Raw genomic sequence first — 15,890 nt, forward strand, 5'->3', positions numbered from 1 at the left:
TCAGGAGCCGGTTTTGGCCGGTGACGGCTTCTGGCCGTTCGCCTTCGGGCCGCCCTGCTCGTTCTGTCCGTTCTTCGGCGCAGCGGCGGCAGGCGCCGAAGAAGCGGGCTTGGCGGGAGCGGGCTTGGCGGGAGCCGGGGCCTTCGACGCGGGCGGCTCGGCGGGCTTGCCGGCAGGCTTCGTCTCCGCGGCCTTGCTGTCGCCGCCGACGAGCTTCGAAGCGTGCGGGATCACCGACTCCTCTGGCAGCGCCGCGAGCATCGCCTCGCTGCCCTTCAGGACCTCGTCGGCCTGCATCAGGCTCTTGCGGGCCTGCTCACGGATCTCCGCCAGCCGCTCGACCTTCCGCTGGGCGGCGGTCGTGCGCTGGGCGGCTGTCGTCGTGGCCTCGTCGAGACGGCGCTTGGCCTCGGCCGTGGCCTCGTCGATGCGGCGCTTGGCCTCCGCGGTGGCCTCCGCGATCCGGCGTTCGGCCTGATTCTTGCTGGCCGTCTGCTGGTCGGTGATGTGCTTCTCGTGCGAGGCGCGCTGAGCCGCGATGGTCTGCTCGAACTCGCGCTCGATCTTCCGGCGCTTGCGCTCGGCCTCGTTGTCCAGCAGTTCCCGGCGCTGGGCGGCCTCGACGGTCAGCCGGTGGACCTCGGCCCGCGTTTCGGCGAGCGCTGATTCGTGTTCGGAGTGCAGCGCGTCCGCCTGCTTGTCCAGCTCGGCGACGAGCCGCGTGTACCGCTCACGGAGCTTCTTCGAAGCCTCGCTCGAAGACGCCCAGTGCTTCTCGGCCGCGACCTCGGCACGCTTCGTGATCTCGTCCGCGCGCGCCTGAGCGAGCGTGACGGTGCGCTGCATCCGCTCGTCGAGGTCTTCGAGCCGCTCCGGCGGCTTCTTCAGCTCCTCGATCCGGGCGTTCAGCTTCGCCACCTCGTGGCGGACGGTTTCGAGTTCGCGGGTGGCCGAGGTCGCCTGCGCGATCGCGGCGTCGCGGTCGGTGATCACGCGATGCAGCTGGGCTTCGAGATGATCCAGATACTGGCGCACTTCGTTCCGGTCGAAGCCGTGCCAGGCCTGGGTGTACTCGCGCCGCAGGGGCAACAGGCCGTTGTCTCGCTCGGGAACCATGGTCACGACGGTACCTGCGTACCCGGCGTCGCCGTTGTCAGGCTTGGTGATTCACCGACGTGTGTCGGCTCTCAGCTGCGATCCCTCACCTGAACGGCCGCCACCCGTGTGCGCAGTGTCACCAATGGAAGCCGCGGCTGAGCCGGGCGAGCGCCATCGCCGCACGGGACAGATGCTGCTCGCCCTTCCCGATTTTGAGACCGCCCTCGCCGCCCGCGGCCGCGGAGTCCGGGAACACGCGGAATCCTTGGTAGGCCACGGCATCCGTCAGCCCCGGCGTGAGCGTGTACGCGAGGCCGATCGCTTGTCCGGCAGGCGTGCCGATGTGCTTCGGACGTTCCTTCAGCGCCTTCATCACCATGTTCGCGGCCTGATCCGGGGATTTGGTCGGAAACGCGTCATAGATCTTCGTCGGCCGGATCATCGGCGTGCGCACGAGTGGCATGTGGATGGTCGTGAAGGTGATTCCGTCACCGTGGGTCTCGGTCGCGGCGATCCGCGAGAAATAGTCCAAAGCGGCCTTCGAAGCCGCATATGCCGAAAAGCGCGGCGCGATTCCCTGCACGCCGATCGACGACACGTTGACGATATGCCCGAATTTCCGCTCGGACATATGTGGCAGTACCGCGAGGATCAGCCGCACCGCGCCGAAGTAGTTGATCGCCATCGCGCGTTCGTAGTCGTGGAACCGGTCGTACGACAGTTTGATCGATCGCCGGATCGACCGGCCGGCGTTGTTCACGAGCATGTCGACCCTGCCGTGCTCGGCGAGCATCGCGTCGACGGCCTTGTGCACCGATTCCTCGTCGGTCAGGTCGGCCGGGTACACCGACGCCGTACCGCCGGCGGCGATGATCTCGTCCCGCACCTCTTCGAGTTCGTGACGGCGCCGCGCCACGAGCAGCGGCACCCCGCCGGCGGCCGCGACCTTGATCGCGGTCGCCCGGCCGATGCCGGAAGACGCGCCGGTGATGATCACGCGGCGGCCGTCCAGTTCACCGCGCGGGCCGTGCTTACGGGCGCGGAACGGGTCGAGGTGCTCACGCCAGTAGCGCCACAGCGTGGGCGCGTAGTCCTCGATCCGGGGCACCTCGACGCCCGAGCCGATGAGCGCTTTGCGAGTCGACGCCGACGAGAACACCGACGGGAACGCCATGGTCTCCAGCAGCACCGGCGGGATGCCGAGCCGTTCCATCACGGCGTCGCGCGCGATCGTGAAGCCGGGGATGTGCTCACTCAGTTTCACCAGGTTGACGATGCCCTTGGACAAGCGGTCGTTGAGCTGCACGGAGATCGTCGGCGCGCCCGCCGCCTTCGCGAAGGCGTTGTAGACCGAGACGACCGGCTGGGGTTCCGGGTTGACCAGGTGGAACGCGCGCCCGTCGAGCCCCTTCGTGGTGACCAGTGCGTTCAGCGATTCGGCGACGTAGTCGACCGGGACGACGTTGGTGTCGCCGAGGTCGGGGCCGACGATCGGCACGTCGGGCAGTCCGGCCAGCCTGCTGATCGCGGGGAACAGGTAGTACGGGCCGTCGATCTTGTCCATCTCGCCGGTCTCGGAGTCCCCGACGACGACCGCGGGCCGGTACACCCGCCACGGCACGTCCTGCTGCTCGCGCACGAGGCGCTCCGCCTCGAACTTCGTGCGGTGGTACGGCGTGACGAGCCGCTGGCCGACGTCGAACATCTCCTCGGTGAACATGCCCTCGTGGTCACCGGCGACGGCGACCGAGGACACGTGGTGCAGGCAGCCCGCGTTCAGTCCGGCGGCGAGCGCGATCACCTGCGCGGTGCCTTCGACGTTGGCCTTGATGCTGGCTTCGTCGTCGGCGGTGAGGTCGTAAAGGGCGGCGAGGTGCACGACATGATCGACGCCGCGAAGCATCTCTCGGTCGTCTTCGCCGACGCCGAGCAGTGGCTCGCCGAGGTCACCGGTGACGAGGGTGACGCGTTCGGGATGCGGCCAGGCGTTCACGAGTTTCGCGAGTTTGTCCCGGGAGGACGCGCGGACGACGAGCGCGACCTTCTCGACGTCCTCCCTGGTGAGCAGCAGCCGGGTGAAGTGGCGCCCGATCAGTCCGGTCGCCCCGGTCACCAGAAAAGTCGCCATTCGCTTCACCCTTCACCGTGCTCGCCCGCGTCCACCGGCATTGTGCTGCATGACGACGGCGAGGACCACCACGGCACCAGTGAAGTTACTCACGGGTAACTATGCCGGGTCGGCGATGACGACTCGGTTCTCGGCGTAGCCGGTCTCCCCGCCGACCCAGCGGCCGCCGCAGGTCACGAGGACTACCCGATGGGGACCGGACTGGCCGAACAGCTCGTCCGCCCGCTGTGGCAGTTCGTTCTTCTTCAGCGTGATCAGCTGGGAAACCTTGTACCGCCAAGACTTCCCGGCCTTGTCGACCACGGTGACGGCGCCGCCGATCCGTTCGGTCCACAGCTCCGCGAAGGGGCCCGTCGCGCCCTTCCAGTTCACGTGCCCGGCGAACACGCTCGCGCCCGTGGCCGCGCTCAGTTCGGCGCCCCACCAGGTCACCTCGCCGAGGTTCTCCGGCACGGGAAGCTCCGCGCCCGGTCCGAGTTCCTTGCGCACGAGTTTCGCCGCGCCACCCGCGGGCAGCTGGATCGTCCCCGGACCCTGGGGTTTCGGAGCCTCGGGTTGTTTCGAAGACGACGGCGGGGGAGGAGCGGCCGTCGGCGTCGTGGGAACGATGTCCGGCGGAGGCGGCACCTCCTGCTGCGCGGGCGCGGCCGGGGCGCCGCCCGCGACGGCGACGGAGACGGGCTGAGCCGTCCCCGCCACCACGGTCGTCGGCGGCCAGATGATCAAGGCCGCGACGAGGTCCGCGCACAGGATCGTGACGGCTCCCAGCGCGAACCCGCGTCGTACTGACATTCCCGAATCCTTAGCGTCGCGAGGACCGCCGCGCGGCCACGCCCACCAGCACCGAACCGAGCAGCGCGAGCGCGCCGACGCCGAGGATCCCGGCGGTCGACGCCGAGTTCTCGACGGTGCCCTGCATCATCGCCACCGGCCGGTCGCCGGCGGGGATGGTGCGCGGGACCTCGTTGGGCGTGTTGGCGACCTTGAGCGCCAGCGTCTCACCCGGCTTGAGCTCACCGCAGGCGGACGGCGGATTCTTCGGGTCGAACGCGTTGGTGTAGCCCGGCGGCGCGCTGACCTCGACCACGCAGATCTCCTGCGGGGTCCGCAGGTTCTCCACGGTGACCGTGCCGGTTTCGCCCTCGGTGGTGACGACGGCGGGTTTGCCGTCGGCGCCGTTGAGCGGTTTGCCGTCGTGGCCGACGGCGGCGGTGGCCTTGTCCTTGGCGGTGATCCGCAGCGCGGCGCCGGCGATGCCCTTGCCGGTCTTCGCGTCGACCTTGGTCACCTGGACCTTGCCCGGTTTCGAGACGACCGCGACACCCTGGGCCTTCAGTTCCTTCTCGCCGCCGGTCGACACGACCTTCTGCACGCCGGTCTCGACGGGGAACTGCACGTACGGCCGGTCCGCGGGGGCGGACAGCGAGCTGGCCAGTTTCGGCTGGTCACCGGTCGGGGTCACCTTGACCGTGACGGTGCCGTCCTCGCCGGTCTTCACCGTGGTGGCCTTCTCGGCCTTGGCATTGGAGGTCGATGCGGGCTTCGTGCTCTCGCCGCTGTCGACGGTCGCGTTCGACGGCGTGAGCTGCACCGGCACGCCGGAGACACCCTTGCCCTTGGCGTTCTTGACGCTGATGGTCCACTCGCCCGCGGTGCCGATGTGCTGGTCGTCCTTCGGCGGCGCGATGGCGGTGGTCCACGGGCCGCGGTTGGCCTCGGCGTCCTTGGTCAGCTTCTCGACGGCCGCGGCGGCGTCGGAGTGCTGCGCTTTCAGCTTGTCGAGGTGGAACCCGACGTCGTAGCCGAGTTGGTCCGGGTCCCGTGTCGGGTCGAGATCGGCCGGGGTGCGGGGCTTGGACGTCCACGAGTGGAGCAGGTGGGCCAGCGCGGCGGAATCGGCCTTGTTCTCCGCCGCGCCGTAGCGCAGCAGAAGATAGGAGATGTTGGCCGCGACGTCGGCAGGCAGCTTCTTGCCCCATTTGTCGAGGAGTTCGTCGCCGGGCTTGTACTTCTCGTCCGTGCCCGGCGCCTTGAGCTGGAACGAGACGCAGAACACGTGCTTGCCGTTCACGACGTAGGAACCGAGCCAGTCTCTGCCGGACGCGGCCTTGTGAGGCTGGCCAGGTGTGACTTCGTAGCCGACACCTTCGTTTTCGACGGCCGAGGCCGGTGTCGCCGCGACGGTGGCGGACAAAGCGCCGAGCAGGCACGTCGCGATCAGGCTGGTCAAGGCGCGCGAACGCACGCTCGGGCGTGTGGTCCACCCCATGGTGTGTTGACTCCTTTGGCCGTGCGCTGCCTTCGGCGCCTTTACGTCGACGCAGGTCACACGATCGATAGGTTCCCCGACACGCCTTCGGTGTTTGTCCGAACACGCACCGTGGAGAGTCCCGTGTGATCAGCGGTTTTGGCAAGAGGTCATCAGGTGGGGTATCGGTGAACGGTCGGTGATCTCCGCCGCATACGGTGTGGGGGATGGGCGTCGCGCCGATTGTGAGTAAAGTCGTCTTTACTTCGACGGGAACCGGGCGGCCCACGCGGTCGTTGAACCCGATGCAGGTGCCAGTAGATCCAGGAGGATCAGGTGCGATCCAGTAGCAACCCGGCGTTCCGGAACCTGCCGCGTGGCGCGGCGGAGTACGGACCCAACGTAGGCTTCAACCAACCCCAGGGCGGCGTGCCCGGCTACGGCCCTCCGCAGACCTCCGCCGGTGCCGGCGATCGTCCGATGACCGTCGACGACGTCGTCATCAAGACGGCGCTGAGCCTCGGCACCGCGCTGGTGACCGGTGTGCTCACCGCGATCTGGGCGATCAGCCAGATCCCGATGTCGGCGTCCGGCAAGATTCTGGGCATCCCCGGTGCCGTGATCGGCGCGCTCGTCGGCTCGATGATCGTCGGCCTCGTGATCTCGCTGGTGATCATCTTCAAGAAGATGCCGAGCGGCCCGCTCACGCTGGCGTACTCGGCCGTCGAGGGTGTCTTCCTCGGTGCGATCAGCGGTCTGTTCGAAGCGCTGTACCCCGGTATCGCGCTGCAGGCGATCGTCGGTACCGCCGGTGTCTTCATCGCGATGCTGGTCGTCTACAAGACGGGTGCCGTCAAGGTCACCCCGAAGTTGACGAAGTGGATCATCGGCGCCGTGGTCGGCGTGGCGATCATGATGCTGGTCAACCTCGTCACCAGCCTCTTCTTCGGTTTCAACCCGCTGCGTGACGGCGGTCCGATCGCGATCATCTTCAGCCTCGTGGTGATCGGTGTCGCGGCGTTCAGCTTCCTGCTCGACTTCGACCAGGCCGACCGGATGATCCGCGAAGGCACGCCCTCGAAGTGGTCCTGGTACGTCGCCTTCGGCCTGATGACCACGCTGGTCTGGCTGTACCTCGAGATCCTGCGGTTGCTGTCGTACTTCCAAAACGACTGACCGGAGTCTCTTCGCGAAAGGGCGCCCCGAGCGATCGGGGCGCCCTTTTCCGTGGTGGCGAATACCCTGCTGGCATGACCGAACACAGGCGTTCCAAATGGTTTTGGGTTGGCATCCTGGTGCCGGTCGCGATCGTGGTGCTCAGCGCGTCTTCGTGGATCCTCGGTTATCTTTCCAACACGGACGACGTCCAGGCGGGCGGCTGCTACGCGGTCACCACGTTCGGAGACATCGACGAGGATCCGGTCAAGGCGGACTGCGGCTCGGCCGAGGCCAACGCGAAGGCGGCGGCGAAGACCGACGCCGGCGGCGCGTGCCCGGCGGGCGAGTACGACCAGCTCACCGTCGACAAGACGTTCGCTTCGTACAAGCTCTGCATGATCCTCAACGCGAAGCAGGGCGACTGCCTCGAGAACTTCCTCGCCGACAGTGTGGCGTATCAGAAGGTCCCCTGCTCGGACCCCGCGCGGGACGCGGAGGTCCTGAAGGTGGTCGACGGTGTCGCGACCTGTGACGACACGGAAGCGACGCATCTCAAGAGCTACTCGACCCCGCCTTCGACGGTCTGTGTGAAGAGTACGAAATAGCGGCCTCGGCCAGCGGTTTTCACCCGTTCGTGGGGCCGCTTCACGGGGCTGAACACGATGAGTGTTGGATACCGAGGTTCTCATTCCTCTTCACAACTGTGAGGTTTCTCGGTGACCACTTCCCAGCCGGCCCCTGGGGGCCAAATGCCGGTGGGACAGCCTGACGCTTTCGGCCAGCCGGAAGCGCCCAAAAAATCCAAGCTCGGCTGGCTGCGTTTCGCCATCCCGGTGCTCGTCGTCGTGATCGGCGGCGGTCTCTTCCTGGTCAACCACTTCACCGGGACGGGCAACGCCCAGGCCGGTGAATGCCTCAGCGTGACCGAGTTCTCCCGGACGGCCGACGATCCTAAGAAGGCCGATTGCGGCGCGCAGGAGGCGAACGTCAAGATCGCCGCCCGCGTGGGCGGCGACGAGGCCTGCCCGGAGGGCGACTACGACAGCATCTCGATGTCCGGCCGGATCTCGTACAAGCTGTGCCTGATCGTCAACGCCAAGCAGGGCGACTGTCTCAAGGGCTACATGTCGAAGACCGCCGGCTATCAGAAGGTGGCCTGCACCGATCCCGCCAAGGACGCGGAATTGGTGAAGATCGCCAACGCCGCGGACCAGGCGTCCTGTGAGGGCACCGAAGCGACGCGAGTGGCGGTGTACTCGACGCCGCCGACCACTATCTGCATCAAGACGGCGCCGTAACCACAAGCACGTGAAGGCCCCTTTCCCTCGGCTCGGCTGAGGGAAAGGGGCCTTCTCGCGTTCCGGGTGAGCAAGGGACCTTTGGTATCGCCGCCGCCATCCGGCTCCGCGCGTGCCGCCATTCGTCGCACAGTGTGGGACGGGCTGCGACCGGGCGGTCACCGGTCCTAACGTTGCTCGTCCCCCACCCCGCCGATCGACCTGGAGTCCTGGTGGCGACGACAGAAACCCAAGCCGGTGAGAAGAAGCTCCTCGACTTCCCGACCTCCTGCGCCGCCCCGGTCCCGCGACCGGAGGAGCCGGTCAAGATCGTGCCGCTGGCGGTCGCGGGTGCCCTCGCGATCGGACTGACCTGGTACGTCTGGGCGGCGCACGGGGCGAAGTTCGGGGTCCTGCTTATCCTCGGCCTCCTGCTGGGCATCGCGCTGTTCCACTCCCGGTTCGGTTTCACCTCGGCCTGGCGCCAGCTGATCGCGGTCGGGAACGGCCAGGGATTGCGGGCGCACACGCTGCTGCTCGGTACTGCCGCGACGTTGATCGCGCTGATCGTGGGCACCGGTTCCGGCCTCTTCGGCAGCACGCCGAACCCGACCGCGGGCGGGCTGGGACTCGCGCTGTTCGCCGGCGCGACGATCTTCGCCATCGGCATGCAGCTGGGCGGCGCCTGCGCGTCGGGAACGTTGTTCGCGGTCGGTTCCGGCCAGTCGACGATCGTCCTGACCCTCGGCGGCTTCATCACCGGTTCCGTCCTCTACACGTGGGCGTATCCGCTGTTGTCGGGCTGGCCCGAGTTCAAGGGCGTCCTGCTCGCCGACCACGTCGGCTGGTTCGGTTCGTGGGCGATCACCGTCGCCGTCCTCGCCGCGATCGTGCTGGGGACGCGGTTCGTGCAGAAGCGCCGCAACCCGCCGCCGGTCGACGTCGTCCCGACCGCGCGCGGTCTCGCCCGGATCTACCGCGGTTCCTGGCCGATCCTCGTCGGCGCCGTCGTCCTCGGGGTGCTGGCGGGCGCGGTCTTCCTGGTTTCCGGCGGGATCTGGGGTGTCACGAGCGCGTTCAGCCTGTGGGGCGCCAAGATCCTTCAGGTGTTCGGCCTGCACCCGGAGACCTGGGAATTCTGGCGGCTCAAGGCGAACGCGGCTTCGCTGGCCGGGCCGATCTGGAAGGACAAGAACAGCCTCACCGACATCGGCATCATGGTCGGCGCGGGGGTCGCGGCCGCGGCGGCGGGCGCGTGGAAGATCCACAGCTCGATCCCGTGGCGGACCGCCGTCGCCGCGGTGCTCGGCGGGATCCTGATGGGCGTCGGCGCGCGGATGGCGGGCGGCTGCAACATCGGCGCCTACCTCGGCGGTATCTCGGTCGGCAGCCTGCACGGCTGGCTGTGGGGCGTGTTCGCGCTCGGCGGCACCTGGATCGGGCTCAAGCTGCGACCGCTGTTCGGACTGGGCAACCCGGCTCCGACGGACAGCGTCTGCTGATCACTCTTCGTGACAACCCGTATGCGGGCCTGCCCTTTCGGCCCGCGTACGGGGAAAAAGTTGGCAGGTAAAACCCGTGTTCGGCTACGCTCGGCTACATGTCCGAGCTTGCGCATTAAGGCACAAGCTCGACTGGGGAAGGCTCGGCCTGGTGCCGGGCGTCGATTACGTAGTCGCGACCACGGGGGTCGTCGCGTCCACTCAGTAACAGGGACGGACTTTTCATGTCAACGCAAAGCCCGGCCGCACCGGGCGGCGACAAACTCGACGCCGGCGTGCTCAAGGTCGCCGGCGTCGTCATCCTCGGCGCGATCATGGCGATCCTCGACACGACGGTCGTCAACGTCGCGCTCCAGAAACTGACCATCGAGTTCCAGACCTCGTTCGACACCATCCAGTGGATCGCGACCGGCTACATGCTGGCGCTGGCGACGGTCATCCCGGTCACCGGCTGGGCCTCGGACCGATTCGGCACCAAGCGGCTCTACATGACCGCGATCGGGCTGTTCCTGATCGGGTCGATGCTCGCCGGCATGGCCTGGGACGTCGAATCGCTGATCATCTTCCGGGTCCTGCAGGGCTTCGGCGGCGGCATGCTGATGCCCGCCGGCATGACGATCCTGACCAGGGCCGCGGGACCGCACCGGATCGGGCGCGTGATGGGCGTGCTCGGCGTGCCGATGCTGCTCGGCCCGATCGGCGGCCCGATCCTTGGCGGCTGGCTGGTCGACGCGGTGAGCTGGCGCTGGATCTTCTACATCAACGTGCCGATCGGCCTCGTCACCATGGTGCTGGCCTGGCGCGTGCTGCCGAAGGACCGGCCAGAGCCCAGTGAGCGCTTCGACTTCCTCGGCATGCTGATGGTGTCGCCGGGGCTGGCGGCGCTGATCTTCGGTGTTTCGAACATCCCGTCGGCAGGCGGGATCGGCGCGGTGGAAGTCTGGCTGCCCGCGCTGGCCGGGGTCGCGCTGCTGGTGGCTTTCGTGTTCCGGGCGAACCGGGTCACGAACCCGCTGCTCGATCTGAAGCTGTTCAAGAACCGGTCGTTCTCCGTCGCCATGGTGACGATGACCTTCTTCTGCGTCGCGTTCTTCGGCGCGATGCTGTTGCTGCCCACGTACTTCGTGCTGGCACGCGGTGAATCGGCGATGAACGCCGGTCTGCTGCTCGCCCCGCAGGGGGTCGGCGCGATGCTGACCATGCCGATCGCGGGCAGGCTCGCGGACAAGATCGGCGCGCGGAAGATCGTGCTGCCCGGTCTCGTGCTGATGCTCGCCGGGCTGATCGCCTTCACCCAGGTCACCGCGGCGACGCCGTACTGGCTGCTGCTTTCGGCGCTGTTCGTGATGGGGCTCGGCATGGGCGCGACGATGATGCCGATCACCTCGGCCGCGTTGCAGACGCTCAAGCCGCAGGACATGGCGAAGGCGTCGACGGCGACGAACATCCTGCAGCAGACCGCGGGCGCGATCGGGGCGGCGGTGCTGTCGATCATCCTGGCGGCGTTGCTCGCCGGGAAGTTCGGCGTGCCGACCGCGCAGGGACAGCTGGCCGCGACGGCCGCGGTGATGAACCCGGCGACGCACGAAGCGGCTTCGGGGCTGACCGCGGACGCGTTCTCGACGACGTTCCTGTGGTCGTTGATCCTGCTCGCGCTGTGCCTTGTCCCGGCGGCGTTCCTGCCGAAGACCAAGCCCGCGCTGCCCGAGGGCGTGGCCGACGGCGAGGTCCCAGCGGCCCCGATCATGACCCACTGATCATGACCCGCTAGGCCCGGCCCGAAAGGGAGCAAGGGACCTTTGCTCTCGCTTCTCTCGACGTCGAGACAAGCGGTAGCAAAGGTCCCTTGCTCCCTTTTCGCAGGTCAGGGGGTCAGGAGAGGCGCTCCAGGACCATCGCCATGCCCTGGCCGCCGCCGACGCACATGGTTTCGAGGCCGAACTGCTTGTCGTGGTGGCGCAGCGAGTTGATCAGCGTGGAGGTGATCCGCGCGCCGGTCATGCCGAACGGGTGGCCGACGGCGATCGCGCCACCGTTGACGTTCAGCTTGTCGAGGTCGATCCCGAGGTCCTTGTAGGACGGGATGACCTGCGCGGCGAAGGCCTCGTTGATCTCGACGAGGTCGATGTCGTCGATGGACATCCCGGCGCGGGCGAGCGCCCGCTTCGACGCCCCGACCGGGCCGTAGCCCATGATCTCCGGCGACAGCCCGGAAACACCGGTGGAGACGACGCGGGCCAGCGGCGTCAGACCCAGTTCCTTCGCCTTGGTGTCGGACATGATGATCACGGCGGCGGCGCCGTCGTTGAGCGCGCAGCAGTTGCCCGCGGTGATCCGGCCGTCGGGGCGGAAGACCGGCTTGAGGCCGGAGACGCCTTCGAGGGTGACGCCGGCGCGCGGGCCGTCGTCCTTCGAGACCACGGTGCCGTCCGGCAGGGTGACCGGGGTGATGTCGTTGGCCCAGAAGCCGTCGGCGATGGCCTTCTCGGCGAGGTTCTGCGAGCGGACGCCGAACTCGTCCATCTCTTCACGCGAGACGTTCTTCAGCCGCGCGAGGTTTTCGGCGGTCTGGCCCATCGCGATGTAGACGTCGGGCAGGGTGCCGTTCTCGCGCGGGTCGGTCCAGCTGTCGGCGCCTTCGGCCGCGACCTGTGCGGTGCGGGCCTCGGCGTCGGCGAAGAGCGGGTTGTGGGTGTTCGGCCACGAGTCCGAGCTGCCGTTGGCGAAGCGGGACACGGTCTCGACGCCGGCGGAGATGAACACATCGCCTTCGCCTGCCTTGATCGCGTGCAGCGCCATGCGGGTGGTCTGGAGGCTGGAGGAGCAGTACCGGGTGATCGTGCAGCCGGGAAGGTGGTCGTAGCCGAGTTCGACGGCGACCGCGCGGCCCATGTTGAAGCCCTGCTCGCCGCCGGGGAGACCACAGCCCAGCATGAGGTCTTCGATCTGCGTCGGGTCGAGTTCGGGGATCTTGTCGAGCGCGGCGCGGACCATCTGCGCGGTGAGGTCGTCCGGGCGGATGCTCACCAGCGATCCCTTGCCGGCGCGGCCGATCGGGGATCGGGCGGTGGAGACGATGACGGCTTCGGGCATGGAACGACACTCCCTTGTTCTCGATCCAGACGCGCTAAGCGGTTGCTCACCTCGCATCCTTCACCGGAGGGAGGCGCGGGTCAAAGGCGAACGCGATCCACGCCACTCTTTTAACCTGCGCCGCTGGACCGCGCTGTTCGGCCGCGGTCTTCACCCCGCCCGGTTGAGTGGACACAGCACGACCTGCGGCGTTTAGGCTGTCGGGGTGGAATACGTCGAGCACATCGTGGACCTCGTGGGCAACACCCCTCTGGTCAAGCTGAACGCACTGGCCGAGGGGCTGCAACCGCTCATCCTGGCCAAGGTCGAGTACGTCAACCCCGGCGGCAGTGTCAAGGACCGCATCGCGCTTCGGATGATCGAGGCCGCGGAGCGTTCGGGCGCGCTGAAGCCCGGCGGCACCATCGTCGAGCCGACCTCCGGCAACACCGGCGTCGGGCTGGCCATGGTGGCGCAGCGCAAGGGGTACAAGTGCGTGTTCGTCTGCCCGGACAAGGTCAGCGAGGACAAACGCAACGTGCTCAAGGCCTACGGCGCCCGCGTCGTCGTCTGCCCGACCGCTGTGGCGCCGGAGCACCCGGACTCCTACTACAACGTTTCCGATCGCCTCGTCCGCGAGATCGAGGGCGCCTGGAAGCCGAACCAGTACGCCAACCCGGAGAACCCCGCCAGCCACTACCACTCGACCGGCCCGGAGCTCTGGCGCCAGACCGAAGGCAAGATCACGCACTTCGTCGCGGGCGTCGGCACGGGCGGCACGATCTCGGGCACCGGCAAGTACCTCAAGGAGGTCAGCGACGGGCGCGTCCAGGTCATCGGCGCGGACCCCGAAGGCTCGGTGTACTCCGGCGGGACCGGACGGCCGTACCTCGTCGAGGGCGTCGGTGAGGACTTCTGGCCGGACACCTACGACCGGGACATCGCCGACCGGATCATCGCGGTGTCGGACGCGAACTCCTTCGACATCACCCGCCGCCTCGCGCTCGAAGAGGGACTGCTCGTCGGAGGCTCGTGCGGGATGGCCGTCGCCGCCGCGCTCAAGCTCGCCGAGGGCCTCGGCCCGGACGACGTCGTCGTCGTGCTCCTGCCCGACGGCGGCCGCGGTTACCTCACCAAGGTGTTCAACGACGACTGGATGTCCTCCTACGGCTTCCTGCCGCCGGACTCCAGCGGCGCCACCGTCGGCGACGTCCTGATGAAGAAGAGCGGCTCGCTGCCCAGCCTCGTGCACAGCCACCCGAACGAGACCGTCGCCGAAGCGGTGGCGATCCTCTCGGAGTTCGGCGTCAGCCAGATGCCCGTGGTCAGCGCGGAACCGCCGGTCATGGCGGCCGAGGTCGTCGGCGCGGTCAACGAACGCGACCTGCTCGAAGCGCTCTTCACCGGCAAGGCCCAGCTGGCCGACCGGCTCGAGCAGCACATGTCGCCGCCGCTGCCGACCATCGGCGCCGGTGAACAGGTCAGCGTGGCGATGAACGCGCTCTCGGGCGCGGACGGCGCGCTGGTGCTGGTCGACGGCAAGCCGGCGGGGGTCGTCACCCGGCACGACCTGCTCGCTTTTCTCGCGGGACGGTAAAGAGGCATTTCATCGGATGGTCGGGCCGGGGCGTTACGAGCGGCCCACCCGGCTATCCGATAGCGTGTCGGGTGAGTTGAACTTCTATGTCCTCGTCAAGGGGGTTCAAGACCCAAATGAGTGCTCCGCAGCCACCGAATCAGCCTTGGGGTGGCGCCCAGCCACCGCAGGGACCCCCGAGTGGCCCCCAGCCGCAGCAAGACAACCCGTTCGGTTCCCCGGAACCGACTCAGGTGGTCCAGCCCGGCCAGCCGCCCCAGCCCGACTACGGGCAACAGCAGTACGGGCAGCAGCCCTCCTATGAGCAGTCCCAGGGTGGAGGGTTCGGCGACACGCCGGAGCCCACACAGGTCGTGCAGCCGGTCCAGCCCGGTTCCGGCGACGCGAACGCGACCCAGGTCGTGCAGCCGGTGAGCGGCGGCGGGGAATCCCCCACCGCCGAGTCCACCCAGCTCGTGCCGCCGGGTTCGCAGCCGCCCGCCATCCCGTATGCCCCGCCGCCGAGCGCGGCCGACAACCCGGCCGCCGGTGCCTACGGCGCCCAGGGTGGCGGTTTCGGTCAGCAGCAGGGCTTCGGCGGGCCCCAGCAGGGCGGGTTCGACCCGTCGCAGGGCCAGCAGCAGCCTGGTTACGGCCAGCCGCAGCAGGGCTTCGGCGGACCGCCTCAGGGCGGCTTCGGCCAGCAGCCCGGTTTCGGCGGACCGCCGCAGGGCTACAGCCCCGCTGCCGGTGGTGGTGCCGGCGGGAACCCGCTGTTCGGGTTCATCGCCGGTGGCCTCGTCGGCCTTCTCGGTCTTCTCGCGCTCGTCTTCAGCTTCGTCTACTTCGGTGACGCGAGCGACTTCTCCGAAGGCGTCGACGGTCAGGCCTCCAGGATGGGCGAAGAGGCCATCAACAAGGCCCTCGACCAGTTCGGCCTGGCTTCGCCCGGCACCGTCTGGCTCTACGTGATCCTGCTGCTGGTCGCTTCGATCGTCGCGACCGCGGCCGGCGCCGGTCTCGCGCTGGCAGGCAAGCTCCCGGCCTCGCTCAAGAAGATCGTGCCGATCGCGGTCACCGCGGGCGGCGCGCTGCTGCTTCTCTTCGGCATCCTGCTCCTCGGCGCCACGACCGCGTCGGGCGACGGTGTCCCGAGCGGGGTCAGCATCGGGATCGGCCTGCCGCACCTGATCTTCGGCATCCTGATCCTGATCGTGGGTGTGCTGGGCCTGATCCCGGCGACCGCGCAGTTCGTCGGTCTCGGTGGCGGCGGTTCGGTGCTCGGTGCCCCGCAGAGCGGCCAGCCCGGCGGATTCGGCGGACCGCCGCAGGGCGGCTTCGGCCAGCCGGGGCAGCCCGGCCAGCCTGGTCAGTTCGGCCAGCAGCAGCCGGGGCAATACGGTCAGCCCGGTCAGCCCGGTCAGCCCGGTCAGCCCGGTCAGTACGGTCAGCCCGGCCAGGCCGGTCCGCCTTCGGGTGGTTTCCCGCAGCAGGGGCAGCCTGGTGGGTTCGGGCAGCAGCCGGGCCAGCAGGGTCCGCCCAGCGGTGGTTTCGGCCAGCCGGGTCAGTCGCCGCAGGGCGGCTTCGGCCAGCCGCAGCAGCAGCAGCAGCAGCCCGGCGGTTTCGGGCAGCAGCCTGGTCAGCAGGGCCCGCCCAGCGGCGGGTTCGGTCAGCCGGGCCAGCAGCCCGGTCAGCCGCCGCAGCAGTGGTGACTCGCCACCGCTGAACGGTTTCGCTCAGGAAGCCCCCGGCCCGTCGGCCGGGGGCTTCCCGCGTTTCCGGATTCGCCTGCCGCGGCCAAGGCCGCGGGGCTAGGGTGAGCGCCGTTGAC

Annotated in this window: 12 protein-coding genes; 7 read left to right on the forward strand and 5 right to left on the reverse strand. The window is 68.5% G+C overall.

All coding sequences use genetic code 11. The features are described from left to right. The 4 genes from DL991_RS08325 to DL991_RS08340 form a co-directional block, all read right to left on the reverse strand. Positions 1 to 1,116: a cell division protein DivIVA gene (locus DL991_RS08325; protein WP_125782617.1), complete on the reverse strand. Its 1,116-nt coding sequence runs from the start codon at positions 1,114 to 1,116 to the stop codon at positions 1 to 3. Positions 1,117 to 1,234: 118 nt separating this feature from the next. Continuing rightward, positions 1,235 to 3,226 (reverse strand): SDR family oxidoreductase, encoded by a 1,992-nt coding sequence (locus DL991_RS08330; protein WP_125782619.1) that lies wholly within the window; start codon positions 3,224 to 3,226, stop codon positions 1,235 to 1,237. Between the two features lie 99 nt (positions 3,227 to 3,325). Continuing rightward, positions 3,326 to 4,018, reverse strand: a complete 693-nt coding sequence (locus tag DL991_RS08335) for a class F sortase (protein WP_125782621.1) — start codon at positions 4,016 to 4,018, stop codon at positions 3,326 to 3,328. A gap of 10 nt (positions 4,019 to 4,028) precedes the next feature. After that, entirely contained in the window at positions 4,029 to 5,495 is a 1,467-nt protein-coding gene (locus DL991_RS08340; protein ID WP_125782623.1) for a SpaA isopeptide-forming pilin-related protein, read from the reverse strand. 315 nt (positions 5,496 to 5,810) lie between these two features. Here DL991_RS08340 and DL991_RS08345 point away from each other — a divergent pair, with 315 nt between their 5' ends. The 5 genes from DL991_RS08345 to DL991_RS08365 all read left to right on the forward strand — a co-directional run bounded on the left by DL991_RS08345 (position 5,811) and on the right by DL991_RS08365 (position 11,168). Further along, positions 5,811 to 6,650 carry a Bax inhibitor-1/YccA family protein gene (locus DL991_RS08345; protein WP_125782625.1) on the forward strand — a complete coding sequence of 280 codons (840 nt, stop codon included), beginning with the start codon at positions 5,811 to 5,813 and terminating at the stop codon, positions 6,648 to 6,650. Between the two features lie 74 nt (positions 6,651 to 6,724). Further along, on the forward strand, positions 6,725 to 7,237 hold the full coding sequence (locus DL991_RS08350; protein WP_125782627.1) for a hypothetical protein: 513 nt from the start codon (positions 6,725 to 6,727) through the stop codon (positions 7,235 to 7,237). Between the two features lie 111 nt (positions 7,238 to 7,348). Then, on the forward strand, positions 7,349 to 7,930 hold the full coding sequence (locus DL991_RS08355) for a hypothetical protein (RefSeq protein ID WP_233598720.1): 582 nt from the start codon (positions 7,349 to 7,351) through the stop codon (positions 7,928 to 7,930). A 212-nt stretch (positions 7,931 to 8,142) separates the two neighbouring features. After that, a complete protein-coding gene (locus DL991_RS08360) occupies positions 8,143 to 9,411 on the forward strand; it encodes a YeeE/YedE family protein (protein ID WP_125782629.1) in 1,269 nt (422 codons plus the stop codon). Positions 9,412 to 9,635: 224 nt separating this feature from the next. Then, positions 9,636 to 11,168, forward strand: a complete 1,533-nt coding sequence (locus DL991_RS08365) for a DHA2 family efflux MFS transporter permease subunit (protein WP_125782631.1) — start codon at positions 9,636 to 9,638, stop codon at positions 11,166 to 11,168. 115 nt (positions 11,169 to 11,283) lie between these two features. Here DL991_RS08365 and DL991_RS08370 read toward each other — a convergent pair whose 3' ends face one another. After that, on the reverse strand, positions 11,284 to 12,504 hold the full coding sequence (locus tag DL991_RS08370) for an acetyl-CoA C-acetyltransferase (RefSeq protein WP_125782633.1): 1,221 nt from the start codon (positions 12,502 to 12,504) through the stop codon (positions 11,284 to 11,286). Positions 12,505 to 12,709: 205 nt separating this feature from the next. On the opposite strand from DL991_RS08370, the gene DL991_RS08375 reads away from it, so the two are divergent. Next, complete coding sequence (locus DL991_RS08375) at positions 12,710 to 14,080, forward strand: cystathionine beta-synthase (protein ID WP_125782635.1); 1,371 nt, start codon at positions 12,710 to 12,712, stop codon at positions 14,078 to 14,080. 233 nt (positions 14,081 to 14,313) lie between these two features. Further along, a complete protein-coding gene (locus DL991_RS08380) occupies positions 14,314 to 15,771 on the forward strand; it encodes a hypothetical protein (RefSeq protein ID WP_125782637.1) in 1,458 nt (485 codons plus the stop codon). Positions 15,772 to 15,890 lie beyond the last annotated feature (119 nt).

Source organism: Amycolatopsis sp. WAC 01375 (assembly GCF_003947325.1).
In the GTDB taxonomy this organism is placed as follows: Bacteria; Actinomycetota; Actinomycetes; order Mycobacteriales; family Pseudonocardiaceae; genus Amycolatopsis.

Coding starts and splice junctions, on each gene's coding strand:
- DL991_RS08325 (WP_125782617.1), bottom strand. CDS start 1,116: ATGGTTCCCGAGCGAGACAACGGCCTGTTGCCCCTGCGGCGCGAGTAC.
- DL991_RS08330 (WP_125782619.1), bottom strand. CDS start 3,226: ATGGCGACTTTTCTGGTGACCGGGGCGACCGGACTGATCGGGCGCCAC.
- DL991_RS08335 (WP_125782621.1), bottom strand. CDS start 4,018: ATGTCAGTACGACGCGGGTTCGCGCTGGGAGCCGTCACGATCCTGTGC.
- DL991_RS08340 (WP_125782623.1), bottom strand. CDS start 5,495: ATGGGGTGGACCACACGCCCGAGCGTGCGTTCGCGCGCCTTGACCAGC.
- DL991_RS08350 (WP_125782627.1), top strand. CDS start 6,725: ATGACCGAACACAGGCGTTCCAAATGGTTTTGGGTTGGCATCCTGGTG.
- DL991_RS08365 (WP_125782631.1), top strand. CDS start 9,636: ATGTCAACGCAAAGCCCGGCCGCACCGGGCGGCGACAAACTCGACGCC.
- DL991_RS08370 (WP_125782633.1), bottom strand. CDS start 12,504: ATGCCCGAAGCCGTCATCGTCTCCACCGCCCGATCCCCGATCGGCCGC.